We start from the raw sequence: 18,958 nt of genomic DNA, 5'->3' as shown, positions 1-18,958 counted from the left end.
CGCCCGTCGCCGCCGAGCCCGAGCCCACGCCGGAGCCCGAGCCCGCCGCCGACAGCGCCGCTCCGGCCCGCCCGCGCCGCCGTGCGGTCCGTAAGGCCACCGCGCCCACGGCACCGGAGGAGACGGCCGTGGTGGTCGTCGCCTCGGCGCCGGCGGAGGCCGCCGATACGGCCACCGATACGGCCACCGAAACGGCTGCCGAAACGGCTGCCGATGCGGAGGCCGAGGGAGAGGCTCCGGCCAAGAAGACGGCCCGTAAGACGGCCAAGAAGGCGACGGCGAAGAAGGCCGCCGCCAAGAAGACGACGGCCAAGACGGCGGCCAAGAAGACCGCCGCGAAGAAGGTCACGGCCAAGAAGGCGGCGAAGACCACCAAGACGGCCGCGAAGTCGGCGTCCAAGTCGGCGTCGAAGAAGACCGCGGCGGCGACGCAGCAGATGCCGTCGTCCGTCACGGCCGCAACCGACGAGGACTGAACCGTTTTGACGGACGAGGTCTGAACCCCTCGACCGACGAGGTCTGAACCGCCTCTGCCGACGCCCCCTGACCGGCGCTGAATCCGCCGGTCAGGGGGCGTCGGCGTACCCGAACCACCTCTCGAACTCCCCCCCGAACTCCCTTACGTTTCGCCCTGTTTGGCGTGCCCTGGCGCGTTTTCAAAGGTATCGCCGATATCACAACACGCACCCGCCTCTTGGAACCCGGTCGACTACCTGTAAAACTCATCGAGTCATAGGTATGAACACGCGGGTGCGCGTTGGGGAGAACGTGCGCTCGCGTCACGGGGAGGGGGACCTCATGGCGCGCGTGCGCCTGAAAGGCAGTGGGCGGCACCGTGCTGTGAAGCCGGTCAAGGGCGGGCGTCAGGCCGTGGCACTGGCCACAGTGCTGTCCGCGGCGGGCGTCCAGGCGGTGTCGGCGGGTACGGCGCAGGCCGTGGACAACCCGACCTGGACCGAGGGCCCGATCTTCAACGACCCGCTCGGCACCAGCGACGAACAGCTCGCGATCCGCACCCGGCTGATCGAGCTGACCAACGCCGCGCTGCCCGGCTCCACCGTCAAGGTCGCGGTCTACCACGTTTGGGAGGCCTCGGTCGTCAACGCGCTGGTGGAGGCCAAGAACCGCGGCGTGAACGTGAAGATCCTCCTCGACGAGTCCAGCATCAGCGACCGCCCCACCAACACCGCGTACAGCACGCTCGCCTCGGCGCTCGGCACCGACCGTACGAAGGGCTCGTACGTCACGACCTGCCCCGTGGACAAGTCCTGCCTCGGCGACCCGAAGTACGGGCAGTCGATCATGCACAACAAGTTCTGGCTGTTCTCGGCCGTGCAGGGCGCCACGGATGTGGTCGTGGAGACCACGTCGAACTCGACGCCCTCCGCGCACACCAAGTTCTTCAACGACGCGCTGCTGCTGCCGAACAACCCGACGATGTACGAGGCGTACTCGGACTACTTCGACACGATGACCACGCGGGACTGGCAGTCCTGGAACTACCGCACGGTGAGCAACGGCCTCTACAAGGCGTACTTCTTCCCGCGGGCCGGCAACACCCGGGACACCGACACGGTGTACTCGGTGCTCGACAACGTCACGTGCAAGTACCAGGACACCGCGGGCGTCACACGGTCGACCGCGGTCCGGGTGTCGATCTTCAAGATCACCCGCCTCGCGATCGCTGAGAAGCTCGTCTCGCTGAAGAAGGCGGGCTGCTCGGTGAGCATCGTGTACGCCGAGAGCGACAGCGTGAAGAGTTCCGGCACCGCGGGTACCTGGGAGAAGATGCACACCTCCGGCGGTCCGACCGTGCGCTGCTACAACGACGACCGGGACCCGATGAACCCCGGCCAGAAGCTGACGACGCCGTACATCATCCACTCCAAGTACATCCTCATCGACGGCATGTACGACGGCGTGCGGAACAAGGTCAGCTTCACGGGGTCCGGCAACTACACGGGGCCGGCCCTGCGCGAGAACGACGAGTCGATCGTGAAGGTCGACGACGATGCCGTGCACGACATGTACAAGGCCCACTTCGACCGGGTGACCAGGGTCGCCTACCCCGGCACGGCGGACACCACGGACCTGTGCAAGGGCGTGAAGCCGCTGCCCCCGGACGGCGAGAAGCCGACGCCTTGAGGTCGCGGGGCGCCTTGTCGCGGGGCGCCTTGAGGTCGCGGGCGAGCGGCGGCGGCCTGGGTTTCCGGGCCTGGTTTGACCCCCAGGTCGGGGCCCCGTAACCTTGACCCTCGGTGTGTTTCGTCGACATGCCGCATCCCCGTAAACCTCTTCCTCCCGGTGCCTCGCGCCCTGGGAGAGGCCGCCTGCGCTGCGGGCGGCTGGACTGCGGGGATTCCGAATCGAGCGAGAGAGAGATCCGCGTGTACGCCATCGTGCGCAGCGGTGGTCGCCAGCACAAGGTTGCTGTGGGCGACATCGTTGAGGTTGACAAGATTTCCACTGCCAAGGTCGGCGACACGGTCGAGCTCTCGACCCTGCTCGTTGTCGACGGTGACGCTGTCACCAGCGACCCGTGGGTGCTTGCCGGGATCAAGGTCCAGGCCGAAATCGTGGACCACCACAAGGGCGCGAAGATCGACATCCTTCGCTACAAGAACAAGACCGGCTACCGCCGTCGTCAGGGCCACCGCCAGCAGTACACGGCGATCAAGGTCACTGAGATCCCCGCGGCTGCGAAGTAAGGGACTGAGGAGAGATGGCACACAAGAAGGGCGCATCGTCCACCCGGAACGGTCGCGACTCCAACGCTCAGCGGCTCGGCGTGAAGCGCTTCGGCGGTCAGCTCGTCAACGCCGGTGAGATCCTGGTCCGCCAGCGTGGCACCCACTTCCACCCCGGTTCGGGCGTCGGCCGTGGCAAGGACGACACGCTGTTCGCGCTGGACGCCGGTGCGGTGGAGTTCGGCACCAGCCGTGGCCGCAAGGTCGTGAACATCGTTCCGGTCGCCTGACCGGATCTTTCGCGAGGCGGACCTCACTTCCCGTACGGGAAGCGGGTCCGCCTTTCGCATTGTTGTCATCGGACGAGGTACTGCAGTACGGACGTACGCGGTACTGAGGTCTGAGGTACTGAAGAACCAAATCCGTACGTGAAGAACCATTCCGTACGATCCGTACGTAGCCGAAGTGCTGGAGGCACCCCACCATGACCACCTTCGTGGACCGCGTCGAGCTGCATGTCGCCGCGGGTAGCGGAGGCCACGGCTGTGCCTCCGTGCACCGGGAGAAGTTCAAGCCGCTGGGCGGCCCCGACGGCGGCAACGGCGGCCGCGGCGGTGATGTGATCCTGGTCGTGGACCAGTCCGTCACCACGCTCCTCGACTACCACCACTCCCCGCACCGCAAGGCCACCAGCGGCAAGCCCGGTGAGGGTGGCAACCGTTCCGGCAAGGACGGCCAGGACCTGATCCTGCCGGTCCCGAACGGCACGGTCGTGCTGGACAGGGCGGGCAATGTGCTCGCGGACCTCGTCGGGCACGGCACGGCGTACGTGGCCGCGCAGGGCGGCCGTGGCGGCCTCGGGAACGCGGCGCTGGCCTCGGCCCGCCGCAAGGCTCCCGGGTTCGCGCTGCTCGGGGTGCCCGGTGACCTGCAGGACATCGTCCTGGAACTGAAGACGGTCGCGGACGTGGCGCTGGTCGGCTACCCCAGCGCGGGCAAGTCGTCCCTGATCTCGGTCCTGTCCGCCGCGAAGCCGAAGATCGCGGACTACCCCTTCACCACCCTCGTGCCGAACCTGGGCGTGGTGACGGCGGGCGCGACGGTCTACACGATCGCGGATGTGCCGGGCCTGATTCCCGGGGCGAGCCAGGGCAAGGGCCTGGGGCTGGAGTTCCTGCGCCACGTCGAGCGCTGCAGTGTGCTCGTCCATGTGCTGGACACGGCGACCCTTGAATCCGAGCGTGACCCGGTCTCCGACCTCGACATCATCGAGGAGGAGCTGAAGCAGTACGGCGGCCTCGACAACCGGCCCCGCATCGCCGTCCTCAACAAGATCGACGTACCGGACGGCAAGGACCTCGCCGAGATGGTGCGGCCGGACCTGGAGGAGCGCGGTTACCGCGTCTTCGAGGTGTCGGCGGTGGCGCACACGGGCCTCAAGGAGCTGTCGTACGCCCTCGCCGACCTGGTGGCCAAGGCGCGCGCGGCGAAGCCGAAGGAGGAGGCGACCCGGATCGTCATCCGCCCGAAGGCGGTGGACGACGCGGGCTTCACGGTCGTACGCGAGCAGGACGGTCTCTTCCGCGTACGCGGCGAGAAGCCCGAACGCTGGGTCCGCCAGACCGACTTCAGCAACGACGAGGCCGTCGGCTACCTCGCCGACCGGCTCAACCGCCTCGGCGTCGAGGAGGAGCTGATGAAGGCGGGCGCCCGCACGGGTGACGGCGTGGCCATCGGCCCCGAGGAGAACGCCGTCGTCTTCGACTGGGAGCCCACGGTCATGGCCGGCGCGGAGATGCTCGGCCGCCGAGGCGAGGACCACCGCTTCGAGGCCCCCCGCCCCGCCGCCCAGCGCCGCCGCGACCGCCAGGCGGAGCACGACGAGGCGGACCGAGAGTACGACGACTTCGAGCCCTTCTAACCCACCCCCTGGGCCCTGCCCACCCGCCTCCCTGGGGCCCCACCCCAGACCCTGCCAGGGGGCTCTGCCCCCTGAACCCCGCCGGGAGCAGGGGCCTCACACGGCCCTTTCCTGAGGGCTCAGCCCTGGACCCCGCCGGGCCTGCGCCCCTTGCCCTCCCTGGGGGCTGCGCCCCGGATCCCGCCGAAGGGTTCCGGGGCACCGGCGCGCCAGGGGCTCTGCTCGGGTCTCTCGCGGGAGTCCTCACCGGGAGCTTCGCCCCGCACGCCGCCGGAAGGGCTCCGTCGGACCTGCGCCGGGGTGGGGCTCTGCTTGGGGACTCTCGCCCCTGGGGCGGGGGCGAAGCCCCGGGCTCTCGCCAGGGGCTTCGCCCACCCTGGATCCCGCCGTGGGGCTCTGCCCCGGACCCGCTCAGGGGGACTCTGCCCTGAACCACTGCCGAGGGGCTCTGCCCAGGGGCCTCGTCAGGGGCTGCGCCCCGGAGCCCGCCAGGGGGCTGCGCCCCGGCCCCTCAGCAGGGGCTGCGCCCAGACACCACTGGCGGGCTTCGCCCAGGACCCTCGCCGGGGGCCCGGGACTCCTTGCCGGGGTCGCCCAGGGCCCTCGCCAGCCGCCGCCCAGGACCCTTGTTGGCGGCTGCCTGGGAGCTGGTGAGGGCTCTGTCCTGGGCTTCCGTCGGGGGGCTGCGTCCCGGTCCGTCGCTGGAGGTTGCTGGGGATGCTTGTCGGTGGCTGCGAGCTGGGTGAGGGCTCTGTCCTGGGCTTCCGTCGGGGGGCTGCGTCCCGGTCCGTCGCTGGAGGTTGCTGGGGATGCTTGTTGGCGGCTGTCTGGGAGCTGGTGAGGGCTCTGTCCCGGGCTCCCGTCGGGGGGCTGCGCCCCGGTCCCTCGCCGGAGGTCGCCGGGGATGCTTGCTGTTGGCCGTCCGGGCCCCCGCCGGAGGCCCCGGGCCCTCGCCCCCGGGCCCCCGCCAGGGGGCTCTGCCCCGGATCCCCGGTCAAGGAGCTCTGCCCCGGACCCCCGCCAGGGGGCTCTGCCCCGGACCCCCGTCGAGGGGCTTCGCCCTTGAGCGGGGGGCGGGGGCTTGCCCCGACCACCGCTCCTCCGACGTCGGAGGGGTCAAAAATTTGGGGCCCCGGGAGTGATCTCACGGGGCCCCGACTCGTGCTGGGGTTACGCGTTGACGGAGTCCTCCGCGTCGTTCGAGTCCTGGGAGGATTCGTCGTGCGCGGCGGAGCGCGGGGAGGGGATTTCCGCGGCGAGGCGGGACTCCATGCGGAGGCGGCGCTCGTCGGCCTTGGTGCACAGGGCGTCGATCGCGGCGTTGAAGCGGGCCAGGGACGGCGGGTCGGACGGGCCGAGCAGGTGCTCCTTGAGCTCGGCGCGGGCCGCGGTGAAGTGGTCCTTCTCCGGGTGGCGCACCGCGTCCAGCAGCATCGGCACCCCGTCGGCCTCAGGCGTGAGGATGAAGCCCGCGGACACCGTCGGGAAGTTCGCGCGGAAGGCCGCCTCGGGCATCCCCGAGGTGTTGGCGACGGCGTACGGCTTCTCGCTCGTCAGCCAGTCGGAGACCACCGACGAGACATCGCTGATCAGCAGGTCCGCCTGGTTGAAGCAGGCGAAGATCGCGGGACGCGCGTCCGTGATGATCTGGTGCTCCCACTCCGGGAAGGACGCCCAGTACGCCTTCTCCCAGGCCAGCGTGGCCTCGGCGATGGCGGCCTGGCGGTCACCTCGCGGCGTGCCCTGGAGCAGTATCCGCTCCATTTCGTCCGCGCTGGACCGGAAGGACATCGAGGTCAGCTGGTGCAACTCGGCGGCGCGGCGCGCCAGTTCCTCCGCGGCCCCCGCGTCCGGCCGGGCCCCCGACCGCTTGCTGTTGGCCTCGATGATCATCGCCTTGATGCGCGCGTTGGCCGCCCCCGCGCGCGGGTCGACGGAACCGGTCATCGGGTGCGGCTTGTAGAGGAGCCGTACGCCGTCGTCCTCCAGCAGCCGCCGCACCATGTTCTCGCCGGCCAGGACCACCGACGTGTTCCCGGGGTTGCCGTCCCAGCCCTCCCAGGTGGGGGCGTACAGCACCGTCGTGTACGTGCCCGTGGGCGCGCCCGAGTAGGGGCGGATCGGCGCGAGCTGCGGGCGGCCGACCTCCACGATGTCCTTGTCCTCGACGCCGACCTCGGCCAGCGCGTACCGCTCGCGCGCCGCGGGACCGGCCACCCACACCTCGTCGTACGCCTTCGCGTAGGGGTTGCAGGAGGACAGCTTGTCGCTCTCGCCGTGGTTGATGAAGGCGTGCTTGATCGTGGGGATGCGCAGGACCTGCGAGGTCTTCGCGGCGTTGGCCGGGTGCAGGATCATCTTCAGCGTCGAGTTCTCCAGCGAGAACATCGTCGACACCTTCGGGAAGCAGATGATCGGTACGTCCGTGGCGTCGATCTTCTGCACCATGAAGCGCTCACGCAGCACGATCAGCGGCTTCGCCTCGATCGAGGAGAGCGTGGAGAGCCACATGTTCGCCTGGTACGCGGAGGTGGTACCGCCCGAGAAGTACATGGCCACCGTCGGCTGGTAGTCGTCCAGCCACTCGTCCAGCCACTCCATGACCTTCTGGTCGTTCTTGGCCCGCTTCTTGGGGAGCAGCCAGGTGGCGAGGTACGCCGTACCGCTGCCGACCAGCGCGATGGCGGCGGCGACGCCGATGCCGCCCCAGTACGCGTCCGTGGTGGCCGCGGTGAGCAGCAGACCGACCGTGGCCGGGATGGAGAAGGCGAGCAGCCGGTGGCTCTGGCGGCGGGCCAGGATGCGCGGCGGCGCGGCGGTCAGGTTCAGCGCGGACGCGTCGATGTTGCGCGTGACGATCGGCAGCGTACGGGACCGGCGGACCAGCACCGCGGCGGCCTGGCAGGCGAAGTGCAGGGCGTAGAAGGCGCACAGGGCGACCAGGAGCGGTGCCTGCTCGCTCGTCGGGTCGATGCCGTCGATCCGCAGGAGGCCCACGAGGATCAGCATGTCGCGCAGCAGCTGCCGGAACGTGACGTCGAAGCGGACCTTGCCCAGGAGGGAGAGCAGCCCGGGGTTCCGGTACTGCAGGTATACGTCGAGGGCGAGGCCGCCCGCGCTCGCGGCGACGAACACCGGGACGTTCGGCAGCAGCGCGGAAACGATCTGGGCCGTGAAGAGCGCGAACATCGACAGCAGCGCGGAGAGCTGCACGATGCGGCGGGGGGCGAGTCCGGCGGAGGGCACGGAATGGGCTCCTGCGGGAATACGGTGGATGGGGGGAAACCAGGGGAGGTTGGCGTCTCGTGGAAGGTCGTAAACGAGAGACTGACCCCTGACCGTATGACTACTGCGGCCCGCCAAGCAATCTACGGTGGGAGCAACCGGAGAATACCGGACGAAACTGCGGTGAACCTGTGACGTGCCTTTTCCGTCTTCCCTCGATCCCTCCTTGTCCGCCTCCTGCCATCGTCTCCTTGATCGCCCGGTCGTCCGGCGTCACCTGATCCGTCCGCCCCTCGAAATGCGGCGGCGTCCGGTGACCCCTCTCCCGTAGATTGCAGAGACTGGGCTGGTCGGAACAGCTGGTCGGAACATTGGGGAAGCGCGTGTCATCGGCAAGACAGGGCGTGGCGGAAGCGCGCAGGATCGTCGTCAAGGTGGGTTCCTCGTCCCTCACCACCGCGTCCGGAGGCCTGGACGCGGACCGCGTGGACGCTCTGGTGGACGTGCTCGCCAAGAGCCGCAGCGGAGGCGAGAAGGAGATCGTCCTCGTCTCGTCCGGTGCCATCGCCGCCGGTCTCGCCCCGCTGGGCCTGCGCCGCCGCCCCAAGGACCTGGCCCGGCAGCAGGCCGCCGCCAGCGTCGGCCAGGGCCTGCTGGTGGCACGCTACGCGGCCTCCCTCGCGCGCTACGGCGTCCGTGTCGGCCAGGTTCTGCTCACCAGCGACGACATGAGCCGCCGCGCCCACCACCGCAACGCCCAGCGCACGCTCGACAAGCTTCTCGCGATGGGCGCCCTGCCGGTCGTCAACGAGAACGACACGGTTGCCACGGACGAGATCCGCTTCGGCGACAACGACCGGCTCGCCGCGCTCGTCGCCCATCTCGTACGCGCCGATCTGCTGGTCCTGCTCTCCGACGTGGACGGGGTCTACGACGGCGACCCCAGCAGGCCCGGTACGTCGCGGATAGCGGAAGTGCGCACTCCGGCGGACCTCGCGCACGTCGAGATCGGCAGCGTGGGCCGGGCCGGCGTCGGCACCGGCGGCATGGTGACCAAGGTCGAGGCGGCCCGTATCGCGGCGGCGGCCGGCATCCCCGTGGTGCTCACCTCCGCCGTGCACGTCGCCGACGCCCTCGCGGGGCGGGACACCGGCACGTACTTCCACGCCACAGGCCGCCGCTCCGCCGACCGCCTGCTGTGGCTCCAGCACGCGTCGACCCCCCAGGGCGCGCTCACACTCGACGACGGGGCGGTGCGCGCGGTCGTCGAGGGCCGCAAGTCGTTGCTGCCCGCGGGCATCGCAGCGGTCGAGGGCGAGTTCAGCGCCGGCGACCCCGTCGAGCTGCGTGACAGCACGGGCCGGGCGGTCGCGCGGGGACTCGTCAACTTCGACGCCAAGGAGATCCCCCAACTGATCGGCCGCTCCACGCGCGAGCTGGCCGCCGAGCTGGGGCCCGCGTACGAACGCGAGGTCGTACACAGGGACGATCTGGTCCTGCTGCACCCGTAAACGGCCGAAAGGGTCGCCTCGTGCCGGGAGACGTTGAGTAAAACCGCCACACGGAGCCACGCCACCTGCTCAACTTTGTTCCAGGGAGACTCCGAGTTTCAGGACCCGGTTTTCAGGATCATTGCGTACAGGACCCATTGGGTAAAGGAGGCCGTCGTGAGACGAGTGCGCCCCGGTGCGGCGGCCCGCGGTGGTGCCACCTCGCGCGCGCCCGGCGAGGAGCGGGCCCTCACCAGCGTCGCGGCCGGAGACACCTACGAGGGCGAGGAACCGCAGGACCTGCCGAGGCTGTGGCACGTCACACTGAGCGTCTCGGGTGACGAGGCTCCGCTGAAGGAGGTCAGGCGATCGCTCGAACAGCTCGCCCACGACCATCCCTTTCTGCTGACCAGCCGGTACGCGGGCGATCACGCGGAGATCCGCTACTGGGAGGAGGCCCGCGACCTGCACGACGCGGCAGCGGTCGCGCTGCGCCTGTGGGGCGAGCACCGGCAGACCGCGAAGCTGCCGCCCTGGGAGATCGTCGGCCTGGAGGTCATCGACCGCGAGACCTACCACCAGCGGATCGCCGAGGGCTACGGCCCGCTGCCGGCGACCCCAGTAGGAGTTCACCCCTTTTGAGCGTGTCTCGGGGTTTGAAACAGCGGCTGGACTGCGCGTGCCAGCGCATTACGCTGCCCACATGACCTCGCTCTCGCCGTACGACTCGATGTCCCCGGTCACCCAGGCCGCCTACCGGGCCAAGTCCGCCGCCGCCGACCTCGCCCCGCTGCCGCGGGCCGAGAAGGACGACGCGCTGCTCGCCATCGCGGACGCGCTGGAGGTCCGTACGAGCGAGATCGTCGAGGCCAACGCCAAGGACATCGCGCGCGCCCGCGAGGCAGGCACCAGCGAGGCCATCATCGACCGCCTCACACTCACTCCGGAGCGGATCCGCGCCATCGCCTCCGACGTGCGCGACGTCGTGGCGCTGCCCGACCCGGTCGGCGAGGTCGTCCGCGGCTCGACGCTCCCGAACGGCATCGATCTGCGTCAGGTCCGTGTCCCGCTCGGCGTCGTCGGGATCATCTACGAGGCCCGCCCGAACGTCACGGTCGACGCCGCCGCCCTCTGCCTGAAGTCCGGCAACGCGGTGCTGCTGCGCGGCTCGTCCTCCGCGTACGAGTCCAACACCGCTCTGGTGCGCGTGCTGCGCGACGCCGTCGGCGGCTCGGGCCTGCCCGCCGACGCCGTGCAGCTCGTCCCGGGCGAGAGCCGGGAGTCCGTACGTGAGCTGATGCGCGCCCGCGGCCTGGTCGACGTGCTGATCCCGCGCGGCGGCGCCTCGCTGATCCGCACGGTCGTGCAGGAGTCCACCGTCCCGGTCATCGAGACCGGCACCGGCAACTGCCACGTGTACGTCGACGCCCGGGCCGACCTCGACATGGCGATCGAGATCCTCATCAACTCCAAGGCCCAGCGGCCCAGCGTGTGCAACGCCGCCGAGACACTGCTGGTGCACCAGGACATCGCCGCCGAGTTCCTGCCGCGCGCCCTGGACGCCCTCGCGGAGGCCGGGGTCACCGTGCACGCCGACGAGCGCGTGCTCGCGTACGCCAAGGACTCCAAGGCCACCGTCGTCGAGGCCACCACCGACGACTGGGACACCGAGTACCTCTCGTACGACATCGCCGCCGCCGTCGTCGACTCGCTCGACAAGGCCGTGGCGCACATCCGGCTGTGGAGTTCCGGCCACACCGAGGCGATCGTCACCACCTCGCAGCAGGCGGCCCGCCGCTTCACCCAACTGGTCGATTCCACGACGGTCGCCGTGAACGCGTCCACGCGCTTCACGGACGGCGGCCAGTTCGGCTTCGGCGCCGAGATCGGCATCTCCACGCAGAAGCTGCACGCGCGGGGGCCGATGGGGCTGCCGGAGCTGACGAGCACGAAGTACATCGTCACGGGGGACGGGCACATCCGACGCTGAGCGCGGGCCCCGAGGAATCCCCTAAGAAGTCGTCTCGTCAGGCGGATGAATTTCCTTACCGTCTGCCCAAAATGACACCCCCGGTCTACTCTGGATCCGTGCCGGAGGACGTGGGGGGCACGCCGTTCCCTGACGGCTGGGAGCCCGACGACGAGCGCGACCGCGGAGGCGCGGACGAAGAGTTCGCCTCCGTGGTCTTCGACGAGGACTTCGTACGGGCGGCCACGGTCCACGAACCGACCGCCGTCGAGCGTCTCCTCGCCGCCGCCCAGGCCCGCGCCGAGGCCTCCGAGGCCGAGGCGGCACGCCGGGGACGCACCCGGGGCCCACACGACGACGAGCGCTACGACGACGGGTTCGGCCCCGACGGCCTGGGTGATTTCGGCCACGATCCGGAGCTGGACGACCTCGACGACCGCGACATCATCCACGGTGGCTACGGAGGCCCGGGGACGTACGGGAAGCAGGTCCGCTGGCACCGCCCCGTCGCCTGGATGCTCGCCCTGGTGATGGGCATCGGCATGGTCGCGCTCGCCTTCACGGCGGTCTACCGGGGCGCCTCCTCCAGCCGCGAGGAACCGGTTCCGCCCCCCGCCTCGACCGGCGTCGACCAGGGCGGCTCGACAGGCCCCTCGGCCTCGGCGGACTACTCCCAGCCACCCGTCTCGGCGGTACCGCGTACCCCGTGAGACCGGGGCCGGACCAGGGCCAGGCCGGGACCAGAACGGGACCGGACCGGGTCCCGGGCCCTGCCCCGCGGCCGGGGGACAGGCTGGGAATCCTGGGCAATTCCTGGTGAGAACCTGTCAGAACTTGTCGTGCACCGCCGCGTTTACCAGAGGTCCAAGAGACCTACCCTGAATGTATGGGCGGGCCAGGAGACCCACCTGAGGGGGCACCCGAGGGTGCCCCTGGAGGTGGTGAGGACGAGTACCGATCCGTCGTCTTCGACGAGTCGTTCGTCCGCGCTGCCCGCCTCCAGGAGTTTTCCGCGCAGGAGCGCATCGACGACCACGCCCCGGCCGTACGGCGCCGGGCGCCGCTGCGCCGCGGGCTGTCCCGGCAGGCGCTGCTCCTGGTCCTGCTGATCGCCCTCGCCTTCGGCACCGCGATCTACATGGGCGTACGCCATCCGTACCAGACCCCCGCCGCGAAGCCGACCGAGCCGCTGCGGATGACGGTGATACCGCTCGCGCCGCAGAGCGCGGTGCCGGGCACCGCCGACACCGAGGAGCTGTACGCCCGCAGCCCGGCCCAGCAGTTCCGCATCGGCGCCGACGGCATCACGATGCCCGCCTCCCGGCGCACCGCCCACTTCTCCGACAGCCAGATCGTCACCGCCCTGACCACGGCGAAGGACTACCTCGTCGAGTCCTCGCTCGACCCGCAGGTGCTCACCGGCGACAGCGTCCGGCCCGTACGGATCCTGCTCGATCCGCAGCAGCTCGACCAGTTCGACCAGAGCTTCGACCACCCGGTCGCGGACGGGCGGCACGCGCCCACCGGCTGGCTGGTCCGCTTCGACCCGTCCCAGGCCGAGCTGGCCGACCCCAAGGTCCGGGTGCAGGGCACGCTGCAGGCCGCCGAGACCGACGCCGACACCCTCGAGGTCACCTCAGACCACACCTTCGTCTACGCGCTGCGGCCGACCCGTGCGGACGACGATGCCAAGGCCTCGCTGTTCACCGTCCGGCGTGAGCTGCACTTCCGCTTCGACCGCGACGACCTGCGGACGCACCAGACGGAACTCGTCGTCTCGTACGTCCAGGCCGGGCCGCTGGCCTGCGCCGAGGACGCCACGGACCATCTGCGCCCGCTGCTCGCGGGCGAGACGGCCAAGGCGGGCGGACCGGCCGGCACCGACCCGTACGCGACGGGCGGTACCACGGCCCTGTGCGGGTCGCTGGCGGCCAGCGCCCAGCCTCGGGTGTGATCGCCAGTCCGTAGCCCGGCCGTGGCCCAGGCCCTGATCAGCTGCTGCCGTTGGGGCTCTCGTCGTCGGGGCGGTCGTCTCGCGGCCGGTCCTTGGGGGTGCCGCCGCTCGCGAAGCCCCCGAACCCGCGCCGGACCCTGCCGCCGAGGTCACCCGCGCCGCCCGCGATGTCGGTGACCAGCTTCATCAGCGGGTCCTTGGAGCTGCGCACGTGGGTGGCGTAAGCGGAGGCCGACTCGCGGAAGGAGTCGGAGACCGAGGTGTCCCGGTCCTCGTCGCGTCGCGGGTAGTGACCGTCCATGATCCGCTGGTAGTCGCGGGACTCGGCCCACTTCTTCAGCTCGGCGGCCCGCACGGTGGTGAAGGGGTGGGAGCGGGGCAGGACGTTGAGGATCTTGAGCACGGAGTCGCGGAGGTCGCCCCCGGCCTCGTACTCCTCGGCCTGGGCGAGGAACGCGTCGACGTTCATCTCGTGCAGATGGTTGCCGCCCGCGATCTTCATCAGGCCGCGCATCGACGCCCGCAGATCCTGGCCGACCAGGAGCCCGGCGCGGTCCGCGGACAGCTCCGACTTGCGGAACCACTCGCGCAGGGCGGTCACGATGGCCATGATCGCGATGTTGCCCAGCGGGATCCAGGCGACGCGGAGCGCGAGGCTCGTGAGGAAGAGCAATATCGTGCGGTAGACGGAGTGGCCGGACAGGGCGTGGCCCACCTCGTGGCCGACGACCGCCCGCATCTCCTCCTCGTCGAGCAGCTCCACCAGGCCGGTGGTGACGACGATGATCGGCTCGTCGAGGCCGATGCACATCGCGTTCGGCTGCGGGTCCTGGTTGACGTACATCGGCGGGACCTTCTCCAGGTCCAGGATGTAGCAGGCGTCCCGCAGCATGACGTTCAGGTGCGCGAACTGCGCGTCCGAGACCCGTACGGAGTCGGACAGGAACAGCAGCCTCAGGCTGCGCTCCGGGAGCAGTCCGCTGAGCGCCTTGAAGACGGTGTCGAAGCCGCTGAGCTTGCGCAGGGCGACCAGCGCCGAGCGGTCCGCGGGATGTTCGTACGCCCGTGAGGAGATGCCCTCGAAGCGCCTGCGCTGCCTGCTCGGTACGTTCTCGTGGCTGTCGTCTGGCATGTGGTCCCCCATGCGTCTGTTTGCCTTCAGTGCCCCCAAGGCGGGGTCCAGCCTAGGCCGATATACCGTGGACGTGCAGTACAGCGAAGGAGTCGCACGCCATGGAGCACAACCCCGAAGCCTGGCTCACCGAGGCCGCGAGCGCCGCACAGCAGCAGGGGCCGGGGAATCTCCTCCGTGTCGTGCTGATCGTGCTGGTCCTCGGCTGCGTCCTGACCGCCTGGTTCCTGCTGCGTGGCTACAAGCGGGACGACTGAGCCTCGTCCGAAGTTCCCGGAGCCGACGTGATCCGGTCCGCGGCCCCCGCTTACGATGGCCTTACGTCTGTATCCCGCCCACACCGGATAGGTCCTGCCGAAGATGAGCTTCCACAGCACCGCTGCCCAGTTGGTCTCCCTCGCCGCAGAGGGCGAGGAGCACGGCGGCAACCACGAGAGCCTCAGCCCCTACCTGACCGGCGGCGGCGCGCTCTTCATCCTGCTTCTGCTGCTGTGGATCACCACTCGCTTCAACCGGGACCGCTGACGCCCGCGCACCGGGGCCCCGGGGCCGGGCCGGTAGGGTCTGCACGCATGGGAGAGCAGGACATGCCTATCGGTCCGGTGAGTGGCCGGGCGAACAACCCGGCCCACGGCCCGTCGAATCCGGGCAAACGCCGACTCGGCGTCATGGGCGGAACGTTTGATCCGATCCACCACGGCCACCTCGTCGCGGCCAGTGAGGTCGCCGCGCAGTTCCACCTCGACGAGGTGGTGTTCGTGCCGACCGGACAGCCGTGGCAGAAGTCCGACCGCAAGGTCTCCCCGGCCGAGGACCGCTATCTGATGACGGTCATCGCGACCGCCGAGAACCCGCAGTTCTCGGTGAGCCGCATCGACATCGACCGTGGCGGCCCGACGTACACCACGGACACGCTGCGCGATCTGCGCGCGCTCAACCCCGACACGGACCTCTTCTTCATAACGGGGGCCGACGCGCTCGCCCAGATCCTCACCTGGCGCGACGCCGCAGAGCTGTTCTCCCTCGCGCACTTCATCGGTGTCACCCGGCCCGGCCACGCGCTGACCGATCCGGGGCTGCCGGAGGGCGGTGTCTCGCTCGTCGAGGTCCCCGCGCTCGCCATCTCGTCCACGGACTGCCGTGCCAGGGTCGCCAACGGCGATCCGGTCTGGTATCTGGTGCCGGACGGTGTGGTGCGCTACATCGACAAGCGTGAGCTGTACCGCGGCGACTGAGCCGAGAGGGGCACCGTGAACGATCGATACGACGCTGGGTACGGGGGCGACCAGTACGAACTCGTCGGCTACGACGAGTTCGGGCAGCCTGTGTACCGGCAGGTGCCGCAGCCCGGACCGCCGCAGTCCCAACAACCGCAGCCTCCGCGGCCGCAGCCTCGACAGCCGCATCCTCAACAGCCGCCGCGTCAGCAGGAGTACGGCTCGTACGACCCCTACGGCTCCCAGCGGCAGGGGTACGGGTACGACCCGTACGCGACCGGGCAACAGCACCCCGCACCGCCGTACGACAGCGGTCAGCAACAGCGGGTCTCCTCCTACGACAGGTACGACACATACGACACGTACGGCGCCGGTGCCCCGGGCGGGACCCCGCCCGCGTACGATCCCTACGGGCAGGGCACGGGAACCGGACAGCAGCCCCGCACCGCCGAGCAGAGCACCTACCCCCGGCAACAGGCCGCAGGGCAGACCGCCCGCATCCCGCAGCAGACGGGGCCCGGGGAGCGGTCGGCGACCGGGCCGCCGCAGACCGAGCGGCCGGGGGGCGAGCGATCGGCGGGCGTGCCGCGGGCCGACCGCGACTACCGCACCGAGCAGTTCGCCTTCGTCGAGGATCCTGACGGCGACTCCGAAGACGTCATCGACTGGCTGAACTTCACCGAGAACCGCACCGAGCGGCGCGAGGAGGCCCGGCGCCGGGCCCGCGGCCGTTTCGTCGCCCTGGTCGTCGTGCTCGCCCTGGTCGCCGTCGGCGGCGCCGGCTACCTCTGGTACGCGGGGAAGCTGCCCGGGGTGTCGTCGGACACGGAGTCCGGCGGTACGACCGCCGCAGCCGGCGCCCAGAACCGCGACGTGCTCGTCGTCCATCTGCACAACACCAAGGGCGGCGGCACCTCGACGGCGCTGCTCGTCAACAACACCACCACGAAGCGGGGCGCCACCGTCCTGCTGCCCAACTCCCTTGCCCTGACGGACGAGGAGGGCACGACGACGACGCTCGCCAAGTCCGTCGACGACGACGGCTCCTCGGGGACGAGCGACGAGCTCGACACCGTGCTCGGCACGGACATCGAGGGCTCCTGGCGCCTCGACACCCCGTACCTCAACAACCTGGTCGAGCTCGTCGGCAACATCGACATCGACACCAACGCGAATGTGCCGGACCCGGACGCCAAGAAGAAGGGCGAGGCCCCCCTCGTCAACAAGGGCGAGGACCAGACGCTGAGCGGCAAGATGGCCGTCGCGTACGCCACGTACCGTGGCTCCGGGGAGCCGCAGAACGCGCAGCTGGAGCGGTTCGGGCAGGTCATGCAGGGGGTGCTGCGCAAGTTGTCGTCGGACCCGCAGGCCGCGACGACCACCGTGCAGACGCTCGCGCAGATCCTCGACCCCCCGCTGACCGACAAGGACCTGGGCGCCTTCCTCGCCAAGCTCGCGGACCACGCCAAGGGCGGCGACTACAAGACCACCCTGCTGCCGGTCCAGTCGGACGGCAGGCTGAGCGCCCAGGCGAGTGCCAGTGTGGTCAAGAACGTGCTCGGCGGGACCGCGAAGAGCCCCGAGAAGGACGCGGCCGTCCGGGTCGGCATCCGGAACGCCACCGGCGACAAGGACGCGACGGAGCAGGCCCGGGTCGTGCTGCTCAACGGCGGCTACACCTTCGCCGACGCGGGCACGGCCGGTGCCGCCCAGTCGGCGTCTCAGGTCACATACGCCGACGACGCCAAGAAACAGGACGCGCTGGAGGTCGCCAAGACGCTGGGGCTGCCGACCAGTTCCGTGAAGAAGGGCAAGGCCGGGGCGAACGAGGACGTGTCGGTGGTCCTGGGCCAGAACTACAAGGCGGGAGGTTGATGGTGGTTCGTGGCGGTTCTTGGGGGGTCACCGCCATTCGGGCGTGACCCGTCCGCCGTGATCCATTCATCACGTGGGGTGCTGTCGGCGGGCCGTGAGACCCTTGGGGGTAACCCCTTGGGGACTCCTGACCGCCGACGGAAAGCCTTGTAGTGACCGCCACTGATCGCTCTCTCGAGCTCATCACCACCGCCGCACAGGCGGCCGCCGACAAGCTCGCGCACGACATCATCGCGTACGACGTCAGCGACGTGCTGTCGATCACGGACGCCTTCCTGCTCGCCTCCGCGCCCAACGACCGCCAGGTCAAGTCGATCGTCGACGAGATCGAAGAGCGGCTGAACAAGGAACTCGACGCCAAGCCGGTGCGCCGTGAGGGCGACCGCGAGGCCCGCTGGGTGCTGCTCGACTACGTAGACGTCGTGGTGCACGTCCAGCACAGCGAGGAGCGCGTCTTCTACGCCCTCGAGCGGCTCTGGAAGGACTGCCCCGAGCTCGACCTGCCCGACGACGCCAAGGCCACCCGTGGCAAGGCGGCGGAACACGCCCGGCTGCAGGAGGCGGAGGACGCCGCCGAAGTGGGCGGAGAGCTGCGTTGAGCGGCGCGGCGGGGGCGGACGGCAGGCCGCTGTCCGAGGTCGTGAAGAAGCCCGGCCGGGGGCGCAGGATCATCCTCTGGCGCCACGGCCAGACCTCCTGGAATGTGGAGCGCCGCTTCCAGGGCACCACGGACGTCGAGCTCACCGAGGCCGGCCTCGGGCAGGCCCGCCGCGCCGCCCGGCTGCTCGCCTCCCTGCGCCCCGACGCGATCGTCGCCTCGGATCTGAAGCGGGCGGCCGACACCGCCGGCGAGCTGGCCGCCCTCACGGCCCTCGACGTGACGCACGACGAGGGCCTGCGCGAGACGTACGCGGGCGTCTGGCAGGGACTGACCCACGACGAGATCATCGTGCGGCACGGCGACGAGTACGCGGCGTGGAAGCGCGGTGAACCGGTGCGCCGCGGCGGCGGAGAGCTGGAGACCGAGGTCGCCGAACGCGCCGCCCCGGTGGTGCTCCGGCACGCCGAGAAGCTCCCCGACGACGGCACGCTCGTGGTGGTCAGCCACGGCGGCACCATCCGCACCACCATCGGCCGCCTCCTCGGCCTCGAAGCCCATCACTGGGAAAGCCTCGGCGGCCTGTCCAACTGCTGCTGGTCCGTCCTCGGCGAGGGCGCCCGCGGCTGGCGCCTCCTGGAACACAACGCGGGCACCCTGCCGGAGCCGGTCCTGGGCGACGACGACTAGGGCCTGTCCGGCCCTCAGGGCCTCGTAAGCCCGGATTTCACTTTCCGGCTGGTCGCAGGCTAAAGTTCCTCTTGTTCGTCCCGCCGGGCGGGAGGACGTGAGGGGCTATAGCTCAGTTGGTAGAGCACCTGCATGGCATGCAGGGGGTCAGGAGTTCAAATCTCCTTAGCTCCACAGAAGCACTACAGAACGAAGATCCC

Annotated in this window: 17 protein-coding genes, 1 tRNA gene and 1 pseudogene; 17 read left to right on the top strand and 2 right to left on the bottom strand. The window is 70.2% G+C overall.

Features of this window, described 5'->3' with window-relative positions; genetic code table 11:
- The 5 genes and pseudogenes from FE633_RS43150 to obgE form a co-directional block, all read left to right on the top strand.
- A pseudogene (locus tag FE633_RS43150) lies at nucleotides 1–476 on the top strand (Rne/Rng family ribonuclease); the annotation flags it as partial.
- Between the two features lie 322 nt (nucleotides 477–798).
- Nucleotides 799–2,145 (top strand): phospholipase D-like domain-containing protein, encoded by a 1,347-nt coding sequence (locus FE633_RS43145; protein WP_138050628.1) that lies wholly within the window; start codon nucleotides 799–801, stop codon nucleotides 2,143–2,145.
- Nucleotides 2,146–2,387: 242 nt separating this feature from the next.
- Complete coding sequence (gene rplU / locus FE633_RS43140) at nucleotides 2,388–2,708, top strand: 50S ribosomal protein L21 (RefSeq protein WP_119102267.1); 321 nt, start codon at nucleotides 2,388–2,390, stop codon at nucleotides 2,706–2,708.
- Between the two features lie 14 nt (nucleotides 2,709–2,722).
- Entirely contained in the window at nucleotides 2,723–2,977 is a 255-nt protein-coding gene (gene rpmA / locus FE633_RS43135; RefSeq protein WP_119102266.1) for a 50S ribosomal protein L27, read from the top strand.
- A gap of 194 nt (nucleotides 2,978–3,171) precedes the next feature.
- Entirely contained in the window at nucleotides 3,172–4,608 is a 1,437-nt protein-coding gene (gene obgE / locus FE633_RS43130; RefSeq protein WP_138050627.1) for a GTPase ObgE, read from the top strand.
- Between the two features lie 1,170 nt (nucleotides 4,609–5,778).
- Here obgE and FE633_RS43125 read toward each other — a convergent pair.
- On the bottom strand, nucleotides 5,779–7,854 hold the full coding sequence (locus tag FE633_RS43125) for a hypothetical protein (RefSeq protein ID WP_138050626.1): 2,076 nt from the start codon (nucleotides 7,852–7,854) through the stop codon (nucleotides 5,779–5,781).
- Between the two features lie 383 nt (nucleotides 7,855–8,237).
- On the opposite strand from FE633_RS43125, the gene proB reads away from it, so the two are divergent.
- The 5 genes from proB (at nucleotide 8,238) to FE633_RS43100 (ending at nucleotide 13,246) form a co-directional block, all read left to right on the top strand.
- Complete coding sequence (gene proB / locus FE633_RS43120) at nucleotides 8,238–9,344, top strand: glutamate 5-kinase (protein ID WP_119102263.1); 1,107 nt, start codon at nucleotides 8,238–8,240, stop codon at nucleotides 9,342–9,344.
- A 156-nt stretch (nucleotides 9,345–9,500) separates the two neighbouring features.
- On the top strand, nucleotides 9,501–9,965 hold the full coding sequence (locus FE633_RS43115; RefSeq protein ID WP_171060365.1) for a hypothetical protein: 465 nt from the start codon (nucleotides 9,501–9,503) through the stop codon (nucleotides 9,963–9,965).
- 61 nt (nucleotides 9,966–10,026) lie between these two features.
- Nucleotides 10,027–11,313, top strand: a complete 1,287-nt coding sequence (locus tag FE633_RS43110) for a glutamate-5-semialdehyde dehydrogenase (protein WP_138050625.1) — start codon at nucleotides 10,027–10,029, stop codon at nucleotides 11,311–11,313.
- A gap of 98 nt (nucleotides 11,314–11,411) precedes the next feature.
- A complete protein-coding gene (locus FE633_RS43105) occupies nucleotides 11,412–12,002 on the top strand; it encodes an SCO2584 family spore wall biosynthesis protein (protein ID WP_484422058.1) in 591 nt (196 codons plus the stop codon).
- A 176-nt stretch (nucleotides 12,003–12,178) separates the two neighbouring features.
- Nucleotides 12,179–13,246, top strand: a complete 1,068-nt coding sequence (locus tag FE633_RS43100; protein ID WP_138050624.1) for an SCO2583 family membrane protein — start codon at nucleotides 12,179–12,181, stop codon at nucleotides 13,244–13,246.
- 37 nt (nucleotides 13,247–13,283) lie between these two features.
- Here FE633_RS43100 and FE633_RS43095 read toward each other — a convergent pair whose 3' ends face one another.
- Nucleotides 13,284–14,390: a M48 family metallopeptidase gene (locus tag FE633_RS43095; protein ID WP_171060363.1), complete on the bottom strand. Its 1,107-nt coding sequence runs from the start codon at nucleotides 14,388–14,390 to the stop codon at nucleotides 13,284–13,286.
- A gap of 89 nt (nucleotides 14,391–14,479) precedes the next feature.
- On the opposite strand from FE633_RS43095, the gene FE633_RS43090 reads away from it, so the two are divergent.
- The 7 genes from FE633_RS43090 (at nucleotide 14,480) to FE633_RS43065 (ending at nucleotide 18,932) form a co-directional block, all read left to right on the top strand.
- Entirely contained in the window at nucleotides 14,480–14,635 is a 156-nt protein-coding gene (locus FE633_RS43090) for a hypothetical protein (protein ID WP_138050622.1), read from the top strand.
- 103 nt (nucleotides 14,636–14,738) lie between these two features.
- Nucleotides 14,739–14,903, top strand: a complete 165-nt coding sequence (locus FE633_RS47595) for a hypothetical protein (RefSeq protein WP_171060362.1) — start codon at nucleotides 14,739–14,741, stop codon at nucleotides 14,901–14,903.
- A 47-nt stretch (nucleotides 14,904–14,950) separates the two neighbouring features.
- A complete protein-coding gene (nadD, locus tag FE633_RS43085) occupies nucleotides 14,951–15,613 on the top strand; it encodes a nicotinate-nucleotide adenylyltransferase (RefSeq protein ID WP_138050621.1) in 663 nt (220 codons plus the stop codon).
- 15 nt (nucleotides 15,614–15,628) lie between these two features.
- The gene (locus FE633_RS43080) at nucleotides 15,629–17,470 is read left to right on the top strand and encodes an LCP family protein (protein WP_138050620.1); all 1,842 of its coding nucleotides are present in this window, start codon (nucleotides 15,629–15,631) and stop codon (nucleotides 17,468–17,470) included.
- Nucleotides 17,471–17,622: 152 nt separating this feature from the next.
- On the top strand, nucleotides 17,623–18,069 hold the full coding sequence (gene rsfS, locus FE633_RS43075; protein WP_138050619.1) for a ribosome silencing factor: 447 nt from the start codon (nucleotides 17,623–17,625) through the stop codon (nucleotides 18,067–18,069).
- The gene (locus FE633_RS43070) at nucleotides 18,066–18,758 is read left to right on the top strand and encodes a histidine phosphatase family protein (protein WP_246114095.1); all 693 of its coding nucleotides are present in this window, start codon (nucleotides 18,066–18,068) and stop codon (nucleotides 18,756–18,758) included. The genes rsfS and FE633_RS43070 overlap by 4 nt, the downstream gene beginning before the upstream one ends.
- A 101-nt stretch (nucleotides 18,759–18,859) precedes the next feature.
- Nucleotides 18,860–18,932, top strand: a tRNA-Ala gene (locus tag FE633_RS43065).
- Nucleotides 18,933–18,958: the final 26 nt, after the last annotated feature.

Source organism: Streptomyces montanus (assembly GCF_005786655.1).
GTDB classification, from domain to species: domain Bacteria; phylum Actinomycetota; class Actinomycetes; order Streptomycetales; family Streptomycetaceae; genus Streptomyces; species Streptomyces sporangiiformans.
The sequence above is the reverse complement of the archived record's forward strand: the minus strand, read 5'-3'. Positions and strand labels throughout refer to the sequence as shown.